The sequence below is a fragment of the Agromyces sp. MMS24-JH15 genome, from assembly GCF_043518605.1.
GTDB lineage: Bacteria > Actinomycetota > Actinomycetes > Actinomycetales > Microbacteriaceae > Agromyces.
In genome coordinates this window covers 3,204,499-3,217,598 of record NZ_CP171358.1, presented here as the reverse complement: position 1 = coordinate 3,217,598, position 13,100 = coordinate 3,204,499, and the positions used below count along the sequence as shown (strand labels likewise).

Sequence of the window (13,100 nt, the reverse complement as noted above, 5' to 3'; positions counted from 1 at the left end):
CAGCGAGTCCTAGTTCTCAGGCCTCCCTCGCTGCGGAGTTCGTCGTCGGCTGACATCCCAGACTGAAGCGAGAAGAGCAGAGCAATGCAGAACACCCAGAAGCCGTCGTCGATGCCGGTGCATCGGTACCGTCCGTTCCACGAGCTGATCGCGGTCGACCTGCCGGACCGCACGTGGCCGTCCAAGCGCATCGAGGTCGCGCCGCGCTGGTGCGCCGTCGACCTGCGCGACGGCAACCAGGCCCTCATCGACCCGATGAGCCCCGAGCGCAAGCGCGTCATGTTCGACCTGCTGGTGCGCATGGGCTACAAGGAGATCGAGGTCGGCTTCCCGAGCGCGAGCCAGACCGACTTCGACTTCGTGCGCAGCCTCATCGAGGAGGGCGCCATCCCCGACGACGTCACCATCCAGGTGCTGACGCAGGCGCGCGACCACCTGATCGAGCGGACCTACGAGTCGATCAAGGGCGCGAAGCAGGCGATCGTGCACCTGTACAACTCGACGAGCATCCTGCAGCGGGACGTCGTCTTCCGCACCGACCGGCAGGGCATCGTCGACATCGCGCTGCACGGCGCCCGCAAGTGCCGCGAGATGGAGGCGACCGTCCCGGAGACCGCCGTCTACTACGAGTATTCGCCCGAGTCGTACACGGGCACCGAGCTCGAGTTCGCCGTCGACATCTGCAACCAGGTGATCGAGATCTTCGAGCCGACTCCCGAGCGCAAGGTCATCATCAACCTGCCCGCCACCGTCGAGATGGCGACGCCCAACGTGTACGCCGACTCGATCGAGTGGATGGGCCGGCACCTGGCCCACCGTGAGAACGTCATCCTGTCGCTGCACCCGCACAACGACCGCGGCACCGCGGTCGCGGCGGCCGAGCTCGGCTACCTGGCCGGTGCGGACCGCATCGAGGGATGCCTGTTCGGCAACGGCGAGCGGACCGGCAACGTCGACCTGGTGGCGCTCGGCATCAACCTGTTCACGCAGGGCATCGACCCGCAGATCGACTTCTCGGACATCGACGAGATCAAGCGCACGGCCGAGTACTGCAACCAGCTGCCCGTGCCCGAGCGCAGCCCGTGGGCCGGCGACCTCGTCTACACGGCGTTCTCGGGATCGCACCAGGACGCGATCAAGAAGGGCTTCGAGGCGATGGACGCCGAGGCCGAGCGCCGGGGCATCCCGGTCGAGGACCTCGAGTGGGCGGTGCCGTACCTGCCGGTCGACCCGCGCGACCTGGGCCGCTCGTACGAGGCGGTCATCCGGGTGAACTCGCAGTCGGGCAAGGGCGGCGTCGCGTACCTGCTGAAGACCGACCGCAAGCTCGACCTGCCGCGTCGGCTGCAGATCGAGTTCTCGGGCGTCGTCCAGGCAAAGACCGACGCCGAGGGCGGCGAGGTCACGAGCGAGGAGATCTGGCGGATCTTCCACGACGAGTACCTGCCCGCGCCGGCCGAGCGACCCGACGAGAAGTGGGGTCGGTTCGAGCTGCTGAGCCTGCGCACCGAGAGCGAACTGACGGGCGAGGTGCGCGTGAAGGCGGGCCTGCGCGACGGCGAGCGCCGGTTCGAGGCGGACGGCACGGGCAACGGGCCTGTCGCGGCCTTCCTGTCGGTGCTCGGTGCCGAGGGCGTCGACGTGCGGGTCCTCGACTACACCGAGCACGCGCTGTCCGCGGGCGGCGACGCCCTGGCCGCGGCGTACGTCGAGTGCCAGGTGGACGGGCGCACCCTGTGGGGCGTCGGCATCGACGCCGACATCTCGACGGCCTCGCTGAAGGCGGTGGTCTCGGCCGTGAACCGCGCGCTGCGGCACGTGCCGGCGCCGGAGCTCGTCGAGGTCGGCTGAGCGCAGCCGCCGTCAGTCGGAGGACGTCAGTCGGAGGACTCGGGGCGGCGGATGACCGGCAGCACGCTGGTCTCCGTCGCCACCTTCCGCCGGTAGAGCATCCGCTGCTCCGGGAGCGAGACGTCGAAGATCACCGCGAGCCAGCGGATGAGGGTCGTGACGGCGACCGCGACGACGCCGGCGATCGTGAGCGGGACGCCGAGCAGGTGAAGCGCCGTGAGCACGATGCAGCCGACGCCGGCTGCGACGGCGTAGAGCGAACCGACGTGCATGATCGAGACCGGCAGGCTCATCAGCACGTCGCGGAGGATGCCGCCGCCGACCGCGGCCGCGACGCCGACGAAGACCGCCGGAACGGGCGGGACGCCGAGGCTCAGCGCCTTGCTCGTGCCGAACGCGCCGAACATGCCGATCACGAGCGCGTCGAGGCCGACGATGACGGCGTTCAGCCGGCGCAGCGGGCCGGCGAGCAGCATGCCGAGCAGTGACGCGGCGACCGCGGTCACGAGGTACCAGTTGTTCTGCAGGCTCGCGGGCGGGACATCCAGCAGCAGGTCGCGGATGAGGCCGCCGCCGAGTCCGATCAGGATGCCGATGATCGCGACGCCGAGCAGGTCGAGCCGTCGTTCACCGCGGAACCCCGAGGCGAAGAGCGCGCCCTGGATGCCGCCGAGCGCGACCGCCGTGAGGTCGAGCCAGAGCGGGATGGTGAACTGCGCGGTTTCCACGCGAACAGTGAACCACGCGCGGATGCTCCGGGCGGATGCCCCGGCCGGAGACCTCCGACGCGGCATCCGCTGCCGTCGCCGCCGGAGGCGGGTGGGAGAATCGTGGGGTGCCCGTCTACCGTGATGAAGCCGTCGTGCTGCGAACCCACAAGCTGGGCGAGGCCGACCGCATCGTCACGCTGCTGACCCGGCGGCACGGCAAGGTCCGCGCGGTCGCGCGCGGCGTGCGCCGCACGGCGTCGAAGTTCGGTGCGCGCCTCGAGCCGTTCATGGTCGCCGACCTGCAGCTGTACGAGGGCCGCACGCTCGACGTCATCACGCAGGCCGAGTCGCTCGGGTCGTACGGTGCGGAGATATCGCGCGACTACGCGGCCTACACCGCCGCGAGCGCGATGGTCGAGACGGCCGACCGGGTGACCGAGGCCGAGGGGTCGCTGCAGCAGTACCTGCTGCTCGTCGGGGCGCTGCGCTCGCTCGCGCGCGCCGAGCACGGCGTCGGCCTCACGCTCGACTCGTACCTGCTGCGTTCGCTCTCGCTCGCGGGGTGGGCGCCGAGCTTCCAGGACTGCGCGCGCTGCGGCGCGCCCGGCCCGCACACCGCCGTCGTGGTCCAGCTCGGCGGGGTCGTCTGCGACGACTGCGCCCCGCCGGGCTCGCCGCGCATCGACCCGGCGACGGTGGGCCTGCTCGGTTCGCTGCTCGCGGGCGACTGGGCGGCGGCCGAGGCATCCGGCGAGCGCGACCGCAACCAGGCCAGCGGCATCGTCGCGGCCTACGCCCAGTGGCACCTCGAGCGGGGACTCCGCTCGCTGCCGCACGTCTCCAGAGGAGCATCCGACCAGTGAGTCCCAAGCCGTACACGCACAAGGACGCCGTGCCCTACCGGCCGCTCGACTGGACCGGGCTCACCCCGCCCGCGCTGCCGGCGGCGGCCGTGCCGAACCACGTCGCGATCGTCATGGACGGCAACGGGCGGTGGGCGAACCGGCAGGGGCTCACGCGCATCGAGGGCCACAAGGCGGGCGAGGAGGTGCTGCTCGACGTCGTCGCGGGCGCGATCCAGATCGGCGTGAAGCACCTGTCGGTGTACGCGTTCTCGACCGAGAACTGGAAGCGCTCGCCCGACGAGGTGCGCTTCCTCATGGGCTACAACCGCGACGTGCTGCACCGCCGGCGCGACCAGCTCAACGAGTGGGATGTGCGGATCCGCTGGGCGGGGCGCCGGCCGCGGCTCTGGAAGTCGGTCATCGACGAGCTCCAGGTCGCCGAGCGGCTGACGGCCGGGAACACGGGCCTGCAGTTCACGATGTGCGTGAACTACGGCGGCCGGAACGAGCTCGTCGACGCGGTCCGCTCGATCGCGGACGACGTCGCGGCCGGGCGGCTGCGCCCGTCGGCGGTGTCGGAGAAGCTCATCGACCGCCGGCTCTACGTGCCGGACATGCCCGACGTCGACCTGTTCGTTCGCAGCTCGGGGAGCAGCGCACGTCGAACTTCCTGCTCTGGCAGTCGGCGTACGCCGAGATGGTGTTCCTCGACACCCTGTGGCCGGACTTCTCGCGGGTCGAGCTGTGGAAGGCGATCGAGCTCTACGCGAGCCGGAACCGCCGGTTCGGCGGGGCGATCGACACGCCGGATGCCGCGACCGAGGCGGGGGCGGGCTGAGCGAGCCGGGAATACGTACGCATGGATCGCCGTTTCCCTTCGTCGTGACTTCCCCCAGCGCTCCCATCAAGATCGACATCTGGTCCGACATCGCGTGCCCGTGGTGCTACATCGGCAAGCGGCACCTCGAGGCCGGCATCGCGGCGCTCGGCGCTGACGCGCCCGCGGTCGAGATCGAGTACCACTCGTACGAGCTCTCGCCCGACACCCCGCTCGACTTCGAGGGCTCGACCGTCGAGTACCTGGCCGAGCGCAAGGGCATGCCCGTCGAGCGCGTCGAGCAGATGCTCGAGCACGTGACCGGGGTCGCCGCGAACGCGGGGCTCGAGTACCACTTCGAGACGGTCGCGCACACCAAGACCCTGAAGGCGCACGAGCTGCTGCACTTCGCGAAGGCGAACGGCAAGCAGCTCGAGCTGAAGGAGCGCCTGCTGAAGGCGTACTTCGTCGAGGGTGGACGCGTGAACCGGATCGACGAGCTCGTCGGCTGGGCCGAGGAGCTCGGCCTCGACGGTGCCGAGGCGCGCGAGGCGCTCGAGTCGGGCCGCTATGCCGCAGACGTGCAGGCCGACATCGCACAGGCGCAGGCGTACGGGATCCAGGGCGTGCCGTTCTTCGTGTTCGAGGGGAAGTACGGCGTGTCGGGCGCGCAGCCCGCCGAGGTCTTCGCGAACGTGCTCACGCAGGTCGCGGGCGAGCAGGGGCAGGCCGCGTGAGCGACGCGACGGATGCCCCGGTGGCCGCGCCGACTCCGTTCACACTGCTGCCCGGCGACCCCTCCGCGATGGTGTGCGAGGGCGACGTCTGCTTCGTTCCGGGCACGACCACCGGATGGACCTCTACTCCGGCTCGCTGATGTCGGCGACGGTCGCGTCGAACGCGGCGACGAGCGCGTCGGCGTCGACGAACAGGCTCCGGCCGTGCTCGCCGGCGCCCATCGACACGCGGCGGCCGACGATCGCGGCGTCCGCGACGACGGGCCACGCGGTCGTCGACCCGAGCGGCGTGATGGTGCCGCGCTCGTAGCCGGTCGCGGCGAGCGCGAGCGAGGCATCCGGCAGTTGCAGCTTGTTGACGCCGAGAAGCTGCCGCAGCTTCGGCCAGCTGATCTTGCGGCCGCCGGGGACGAGCGCGAACACGTAGGTGTCGTCGCTGCGCTTGACGACGAGCGACTTCACGATGTCGCCCGGCTCGATGCCGAGGAGCGCCGCGGCCTCCTCGAGGCTGCGCGCGGCGGGCCGTTCGATGATCTCGACCTCGAGTCCGCGGGCGTCGGCGTCGGCGCGAACGCGCTCGGCGCCGGTCGGCGGGGCATCCGTCATGTGGTCCTCCCGAGGTCGCAGTGCTCGCATCCTATGCGTCGTCCCGCACGCCGCGGGCACCGGGTGCCCGAAGTCTGGGAGAATCGGAGGCGATGTCGTCTGCCACCACCTCAACACGCGACCCGCTGTCGATCGGCGGGATCACGCTCGACGTACCCGTCGTGCTCGCCCCCATGGCGGGCATCACGAACACCGCGTTCCGTCGGTTGTGCCGCGAGTTCGGCGCGGGCCTGTACGTGAGCGAGATGATCACGAGCCGCGCGCTCGTCGAGCGCACGCCCGAGTCGATGCGGCTGATCACCCACCACGAGTCCGAGACGCCCCGCTCGATCCAGCTCTACGGCGTCGACCCGAAGACGGTCGCCGAGGCGGTCACGATGCTCGTCGCCGAGGACCGCGCCGACCACATCGACCTGAACTTCGGATGCCCCGTCCCGAAGGTCACCCGCAAGGGCGGCGGCGCCGCGCTGCCGTGGAAGTCGGGCCTGTTCCGCGACATCGTCGAGGGTGCGGTGCAGGCCGCGGGCGACATCCCGCTCACCGTGAAGATGCGCAAGGGCATCGACCAGGACCACCTCACCTACCTCGAGGCCGGCCGGATCGCCGAAGGCGCGGGCGTCGCCTCGATCGCACTGCACGCGCGGACCGCGGCCGAGTTCTACTCGGGCCACGCCGACTGGTCGGCGATCGCGAAGCTCAAGGAGACGGTCGGGAGCGTCCCGGTCCTCGGCAACGGCGACATCTGGTCGGCCGACGACGCGGTCCGCATGGTCGCGGAGACCGGCTGCGACGGCGTGGTCGTCGGGCGCGGATGCCTCGGCCGGCCGTGGCTCTTCGGCGACCTGGCGGCGGCGTTCCGCGGCGAGCACACGAAGGCCGAGCCGTCGCTCGGCGACGTCGCGCGGACCTTCCGCCGCCACGCCGAGCTCCTGACCGAGTTCTTCGACAGCGAGGAGCGCGGCTGCCGGGACATCCGCAAGCACGTCGCCTGGTACTTCAAGGGCTACCCGGTGGGCGGGGAGCTGCGCGCCCGCCTCGCGACGGTCGAGTCGCTCGCGATGCTCGACGACCTGCTCGGCACGCTCGACTGGTCGATGCCGTACCCGGGCGAGGGCGCCGAAGGCCCGCGCGGCCGGGCGGGCACCCCGAAGAACCCGGCCCTGCCCGACGGCTGGCTCGCATCCCAGGAGCTCGCGGGCCACGACCGGGTGACGCTCGTCGACGCCGAGCTCGACACGAGCGGCGGCTGAATTGCGCGAGCGACGGCTGTTCGGCGGCTACGACGACGCCGACCACGAGCGACGGCTGCCCGAGGAGCACACCTCGCGTCGCAGCGACTTCGCGCGCGACCGCGCGCGACTCCTGCACTCGAGCGCCCTGCGGCGGCTCGCCGCGAAGACCCAGGTACTGAGCCCCACGGCGGGCCTCGACTTCGCCCGCAACCGGCTCACGCATTCGCTCGAGGTCGCCCAGATCGGGCGCGAGCTCGCGGCGAACCTCGCGCTGGACCCCGACGTGGTCGACACGGCGTGCCTCGCGCACGACCTCGGCCACCCGCCGTTCGGCCACAACGGCGAGAAGGCGCTGAACGCGTGGGCGTCGGAGATCGGCGGCTTCGAGGGCAACGCGCAGACCCTCCGCCTGCTGACCAGGCTCGAGCCGAAGGTGTTCGGCGAGGACGGCCGCGGGTACGGGCTGAACCTCACCCGGGCGAGCCTCGACGCGAGCTGCAAGTACCCCTGGCCCGAGGCATCCGGCGTGCCCGACCCGTCCGGCCGGCGCAAGTTCGGCTTCTACCAGGACGACGTCGAGGTCTTCGAGTGGCTCCGCGCCGGCGCACCCGCCCGCCGGCTCTGCATCGAGGCCCAGGTGATGGACCTGAGCGACGACATCGCGTACTCGGTGCACGACTTCGAGGACGCGATCGTGAACGGCTACCTCGACGTCGCCGCACTCGGCGCGCGCGTCGACCACGACGACCTCGTGTCGTCGATGTACGAGTGGATCGGCGGGGCGATCGCGCACGACGAACTCGTCGCGGCCTTCGACCGCCTCGACTCGCTCGACGTGTGGATGGACTCGTGGGACGGCAGTCGCCGCGACCAGGCGCGCCTGAAGGACCTCACGAGCCAGCTCATCGGCCGGTTCGCGCACGCCGCGACGGATGCCACGCGCGGCGCGTTCCCGCTCGCGAGCCTGATCCGCTTCGACGCCGACGTGGTCGTGCCCCGCGAGATCCAGGCCGAGATCGCGGTGCTGAAGGGCATCGTCGCGACCTTCGTGATGTCCACCACGACCCGCAAGCCGATCTACCGGCAGCAGCGCGAAGTGCTCACCGCGCTCGCCGACGTCCTCCTGGCGACGGGGGAGCAGCACCTCGACCCCGGCTTCGCCGAGGACTGGCGGGCCGCGCCCGACGACGCCGGGCGCACGCGTGCGGTCGTCGACCAGGTCGCGAGCCTCACCGACCAGTCTGCGCTCGCGTGGTACGAGCGGCTGGTCCAGCGATGACGGCGCATGCGACGATGACCCGGGGGAGGTGACGATGCCCGGCCGCATCCGCCAGGGCGACGTCGACGAGGTCAAGGCCCGCACGAACATCGCCGACATCGTCGGCGAGCACGTGAGCCTGAAGTCCGCCGGCGTCGGTTCGATGAAGGGCCTCTGCCCGTTCCACGACGAGCGGAGCCCGAGCTTCCACGTGCGCCCGCAGCTCGGGTACTACCACTGCTTCGGTTGCGGCGAGTCGGGCGACGTCTACACCTTCCTGCAGCGCATGGACCACGTGTCGTTCAGCGAGGCGGTCGAACGGCTCGCGGGGCGCATCGGCTTCGAACTGCACTACGAGGACGGCGCACCCGCGCAGGAGCACGGCAACCGGGCGCGCCTGCTCGCGGCGAACGAGGCGGCCGAGGCGTACTTCGCCGAGCAGCTGGGCTCGCCCGAGGCCGAGGTCGCGCGCCGGTTCCTCGGCGAGCGCGGGTTCGACGGCGACGCCGCACGGCGGTTCGGCGTCGGGTTCGCGCCGAAGAGCTGGGAGCGGCTCACGAACCACCTGAAGGGCCGCGGCTTCTCGATCGAGGAGCTCTCGGCCGCGGGCCTCGTGTCGCAGGGCGACCGGGGCGTCTACGACCGCTTCCGCGGGCGGCTCGTGTGGCCGATCCGCGACGTCACCGGGCAGACGGTGGGGTTCGGCGCGCGTCGCCTGCTCGAGGACGACAACGGCCCGAAGTACCTGAACACGCCCGAGACCGTCCTGTACCGGAAGGCGCAGGTGCTCTACGGCCTCGACCTCGCCAAGCGCGATGTCGCGAAGTCGCACCGCGTGGTCGTCGTCGAGGGGTACACGGACGTGATGGCCTGCCACCTCGCGGGCGTGACGACGGCGATCGCGACCTGCGGCACGTCGTTCGGCGTCGAGCACATCAAGGTGCTCCGCCGGGTGCTCGGCGACGATTCCGGCATCGGCGAGGTCGTGTTCACGTTCGACGGCGACGCGGCGGGCCAGCAGGCCGCGATGCGCGCGTTCGCCGAGGAGCAGCGGTTCAGCGCGCAGACGTACGTCGCGGTCGCGCCCGACGGGCTCGACCCGTGCGACCTGCGCCTCGCGCGGGGCGACGGCGCGGTGCGTGCGCTCATCGACGCGAAGACGCCCATGTTCGAGTTCGTGATCCGGCACACGGTGTCCCGGTTCGACCTCGAGACCGTCGAGGGCCGGGTCGGCGCGCTGCGCGCGGCCGCGCCCGCGGTCGCCGAGATCCGCGACCCCGCGCTCCGGCCCGGCTACACGCGTGAGCTCGCGCGCATGCTCGGGCTCGAGCTCGGCGAGGTCGAGCGGGCCGTGCGGTCGTCGGGTGCGCGGTCGCGCGCGAGCGCCGACGGCCGGCGCGACGCCGGCGCGTCCGGGGCATCCGCGCCGGGGGCATCCGGGTCCGGGTCATCCGGGTCCGGGGCATCCGCTCGCCGGCCGCAACCGGGACCGGGCGGGCCGGATGCGGGCGCCCGCGATGCGGGCGAGGATGCCGCGCCCCGGCCGTTCTCGATCACGCAGCTGCCGCCCGACCCGTCGACCCGGCTCGAGCGCGACGCGCTCCAGGCGATGCTGCAGTTCCCCGCCGTGGCCGGGGCCGACCTGCTGCACCAGGCGACCGACACCCGGTTCGGCAACGAGACGCTCGCGGTCGTGCGCGACGGCGTCGCGGGCGCGCTCGCGACGCACGGCGAGGCGCTCACGGTCGCCCAGGTGCTCGCGGAGGTCCCGCAGCCCTATGCGAGCGTCGTGCAGCAGCTCGCGGTCGCTCCCGTGCCGCACCGCACCGACTCCGAGCTCACCGCCTACGTCCGCGGCGTCCTGACCTCGCTCGTGGACCGCGAGCTCCTGCGGCAGAAGCGCGAGCTGCTCGGGCGGCTGCAGCGCACGGACCCGGCCGACCTCGACGCGTACGCGAGGCTGCAGCGTGCGCTCGTGGACGTCGAACGCGACCGCCGGGCGCTCGGCGGGGAGTGATCCCCGGGAGGGGCGGCGAGCCCGCGTCCGGCTGCGCACCTGCGCACCGCCGCGCGGCGGCGCGCGCAGATCGTGCGTCCGAGATTGCACTTCGATAAACATTCCGTCGCCTGAGGCCTCCTCCAGCCACGGTTTCCTCCGCCTGTGCTACCTCTGAGGAATACCGCGTGACGACGTCCCTTCGTCACGTCCACGACAGGAAGAGGTAGACGGATATGGCATCCGCAACCCAGAACCGACGCCGGGCCATCGCCACGGCCGCCGGTCTCTCGGCGGCCGCACTCGTCCTCGCCGGCTGCACGGCCGGCGGCGGCGAGACCAGCGGCGGCAGCTCGCTGACGATCGGCACGACCGAGCAGATCACCGCGCTGGACCCGGCCGGCTCGTACGACAACGGCTCGTTCGCCGTGATGAACCAGGTGTACCCGTTCCTGCTGAACACCCCGTACGGCAGCCCGGACGTCGAGCCCGACATCGCCGAGTCCGCCGAGTTCACGAGCGACACCCAGTACACGGTGAAGCTCAAGGAGGGCCTGAAGTTCGCGAACGGCAACGAGCTCACCTCGTCGGACGTGAAGTTCACGTTCGACCGCCAGGTCGCCATCGCCGACGAGAACGGCCCGTCGTCGCTGCTCTACAACCTCGACAGCGTCGAGACGCCCGACGACCTGACCGTCGTCTTCAACCTGATCTCCCCGAACGACCAGATCTTCCCGCAGATCCTGTCGAGCCCGGTGGGCCCGATCGTCGACGAGGACGTCTTCTCGGCCGACTCGCTCACCGCGGACGACGACATCGTCGAGGGCAACGCGTTCGCCGGCCAGTACACGATCACGACGTACAACTTCAACGAGCTCGTGTCGTACAAGAAGAACCCGGACTACCAGGGCCTGCTCGGCGAGGCGAAGACCGACACGGTCAACGTGAAGTACTACACGGATGCCTCGAACCTGAAGCTCGACGTCCAGGAGGGCAACATCGACGTCGCGCACCGCACGCTCAGCGCGACCGACATCGAGGACCTCCGCGGCAACGACAACGTGAAGGTCGTCGACGGCCCCGGCGGCGAGATCCGCTACCTGGTCTTCAACTTCAACACGATGCCGTTCGGCGCGACGACCGCGGAGGCCGACCCGGCCAAGGCGCTCGCCGTCCGCCAGGCGATCGCCGACCTGATCGACCGCGACGCGATCTCGGAGGACGTGTACAAGGGCACCTTCACGCCGCTGTACTCGTACGTGCCCGAGGGCCTGACCGGCGCCAACGAGTCCCTCAAGGGCCTCTACGGCGACGGCAATGGCGCGCCGGACCCCGACAAGGCCGCCGAGCGCCTCGCCGCCGCGGGCGTCTCGACGCCGCTGGACATCTCGATCCAGTACGTCGCCGAGCGCTACGGCCCGTCCTCGTCCGACGAGTACGCGATCATCAAGGACAACCTCGAGTCGAGCGGCCTGTTCACGGTGAACCTGCAGTCGACCGAGTGGGTCCAGTACTCGAAGGACCGCGTCGCCGACCTGTACCCGGCCTACCAGCTCGGCTGGTTCCCGGACTACTCGGACGCCGACAACTACCTCACGCCGTTCTTCCTCACGAAGAACTTCCTGTCGAACCACTACGACAACCAGGAGGTCAACGACCTCGTCCTCGAGCAGGCCGTCACGGCCGACCCCGCCGCGCGCGAGGCGCTCATCGGCGAGATCCAGGACAAGGTGGCCGCCGACCTGTCGACCATCCCGTACATGCAGGGTGCGCAGGTCGCGGTCGTCGGCAAGGACGTCTCCGGCGCCGAGGACACGCTCGACGCGTCGTTCAAGTTCCGGTACGCCGCCCTCTCGAAGGGCTGATCCGGCCGACTAGAGTCGATCCAACCGACGGGGGCGATCCGCGACCGCGGGTCGCCCCCGTTCCTGTCTCCACCCCGAGGACCCATGACCATTCTCGATCCCCTGACCGCCGCCGACGGGGCGCCACAAGGCCCCAAGGCGCCGCGGCCGCGATCCGCGGGGGGCGGCTTCGGCCGGTACCTGCTCGTCCGCTTCCTGCTGATCATCCCGACGATCTTCATCCTCGTCACGATGGTCTTCTTCCTCGCCCGCCTGACGGGCGACCCGATCACCGCGGCGCAGGGCGGCCGCCTCTCGCCGGAGGAGCTCGACGCGCTCCGCGAGGCCGCGGGGTACAACCGGCCGGTGTTCGTCCAGTACCTCGAGTACCTCGGCCAGATCGGGACGCTCGACTTCGGCACGACGATCACGACGAACCGTCCGGTCGTGGAGGTCCTCGCGACCTACGGCCCGGCGACGTTCGAGCTGGTCTTCTACGCGCTCATCGTCGCGTTCGCGGTCGGCATCCCGCTCGGCCAGCGCGCCGCCTACCACCGGGACAAGCCGGAGGATGCGGTCTACCGGGTGCTCGCGATCTTCTGGTACGCCGTGCCGGTGTTCTTCGGCGGCCTGCTCCTGAAGCTCGTCTTCTCGGTGTGGCTCAAGTGGCTCCCGGTCGCCGGCCGCGCCGACGTGGACTCCGAGATCCAGATGCAGCTCCTGCCGTTCCGCACCGGCTTCTACACGATCGACGCGATCCGGACGGGCAACCCCGAGGTCCTGGTCGACGTGCTCGCGCACGCGATCCTCCCCGCGATCGCGCTCGGCCTGCTGACGGCCGGCATCTTCCTGCGCCTCGTCCGCACGAACGTGATCGGCACGCTGGCGACGGACTACGTGGATGCCGCCCGTTCGCGGGGCGTCGCGGAGGGCAGGCTCCTGCGGACGCACGCCTACCGTCCGGCCCTCATCCCGATCATCACGGTCATCGGCCTCCAGGTGGCGCTGCTGCTCGGCGGCGCGGTCCTGACCGAGACGACGTTCGAATGGCGCGGGCTCGGATTCCAGATGGCCGAGTTCCTCGAGAACCGCGACTTCGTCGCCGTGCAGGGCATCGTGGCCCTGCTCGCCGTGATCGTCGCCGTGACGAACTTCCTCGTGGACATCCTCGCCGCGTTCATCGACCCGAGGGTGAGGTACTGAG

The 13,100-nt window shown here is 71.0% G+C and carries 10 protein-coding genes and 1 pseudogene; 9 read left to right on the top strand and 2 right to left on the bottom strand.

Annotated features, from left to right (window positions below):
- The first annotated feature begins 84 nt into the window (after positions 1 to 84).
- Entirely contained in the window at positions 85 to 1,851 is a 1,767-nt protein-coding gene (gene leuA, locus ACDF64_RS14640) for a 2-isopropylmalate synthase (protein WP_394552087.1), read from the top strand.
- 26 nt (positions 1,852 to 1,877) lie between these two features.
- Here the strand turns inward: leuA and ACDF64_RS14635 are convergent, their stop codons facing one another.
- Complete coding sequence (locus tag ACDF64_RS14635; RefSeq protein ID WP_394552086.1) at positions 1,878 to 2,579, bottom strand: trimeric intracellular cation channel family protein; 702 nt, start codon at positions 2,577 to 2,579, stop codon at positions 1,878 to 1,880.
- A 107-nt stretch (positions 2,580 to 2,686) separates the two neighbouring features.
- Here ACDF64_RS14635 and recO point away from each other — a divergent pair, with 107 nt between their 5' ends.
- From recO to ACDF64_RS14620, 3 genes and pseudogenes are all read left to right on the top strand, one after another.
- Positions 2,687 to 3,424 (top strand): DNA repair protein RecO, encoded by a 738-nt coding sequence (recO, locus tag ACDF64_RS14630; protein ID WP_394552085.1) that lies wholly within the window; start codon positions 2,687 to 2,689, stop codon positions 3,422 to 3,424.
- Positions 3,421 to 4,244: pseudogene (locus ACDF64_RS14625) on the top strand (isoprenyl transferase). The gene recO and the pseudogene ACDF64_RS14625 overlap by 4 nt, the downstream one beginning before the upstream one ends.
- Positions 4,245 to 4,288: 44 nt before the next feature.
- The gene (locus tag ACDF64_RS14620; protein ID WP_394552084.1) at positions 4,289 to 4,960 is read left to right on the top strand and encodes a DsbA family protein; all 672 of its coding nucleotides are present in this window, start codon (positions 4,289 to 4,291) and stop codon (positions 4,958 to 4,960) included.
- A 123-nt stretch (positions 4,961 to 5,083) separates the two neighbouring features.
- Here the strand turns inward: ACDF64_RS14620 and ACDF64_RS14615 are convergent, their stop codons facing one another.
- The gene (locus ACDF64_RS14615; protein ID WP_394552083.1) at positions 5,084 to 5,566 is read right to left on the bottom strand and encodes an aminoacyl-tRNA deacylase; all 483 of its coding nucleotides are present in this window, start codon (positions 5,564 to 5,566) and stop codon (positions 5,084 to 5,086) included.
- A gap of 92 nt (positions 5,567 to 5,658) precedes the next feature.
- Here ACDF64_RS14615 and dusB point away from each other — a divergent pair, with 92 nt between their 5' ends.
- The 5 genes from dusB (at position 5,659) to ACDF64_RS14590 (ending at position 13,099) form a co-directional block, all read left to right on the top strand.
- Positions 5,659 to 6,816 (top strand): tRNA dihydrouridine synthase DusB, encoded by a 1,158-nt coding sequence (gene dusB / locus ACDF64_RS14610; protein WP_394552082.1) that lies wholly within the window; start codon positions 5,659 to 5,661, stop codon positions 6,814 to 6,816.
- Position 6,817: 1 nt separating this feature from the next.
- On the top strand, positions 6,818 to 8,077 hold the full coding sequence (locus ACDF64_RS14605) for a deoxyguanosinetriphosphate triphosphohydrolase (RefSeq protein ID WP_394552081.1): 1,260 nt from the start codon (positions 6,818 to 6,820) through the stop codon (positions 8,075 to 8,077).
- 34 nt (positions 8,078 to 8,111) lie between these two features.
- Positions 8,112 to 10,073, top strand: coding sequence for a DNA primase (dnaG, locus tag ACDF64_RS14600; protein WP_394552080.1), 1,962 nt, complete (start codon positions 8,112 to 8,114; stop codon positions 10,071 to 10,073).
- A 215-nt stretch (positions 10,074 to 10,288) separates the two neighbouring features.
- Positions 10,289 to 11,917, top strand: a complete 1,629-nt coding sequence (locus ACDF64_RS14595) for an ABC transporter substrate-binding protein (RefSeq protein ID WP_394552079.1) — start codon at positions 10,289 to 10,291, stop codon at positions 11,915 to 11,917.
- Positions 11,918 to 12,001: 84 nt separating this feature from the next.
- The gene (locus ACDF64_RS14590) at positions 12,002 to 13,099 is read left to right on the top strand and encodes an ABC transporter permease (RefSeq protein ID WP_394552078.1); all 1,098 of its coding nucleotides are present in this window, start codon (positions 12,002 to 12,004) and stop codon (positions 13,097 to 13,099) included.
- The last annotated feature ends 1 nt before the right edge of the window (position 13,100 follow it).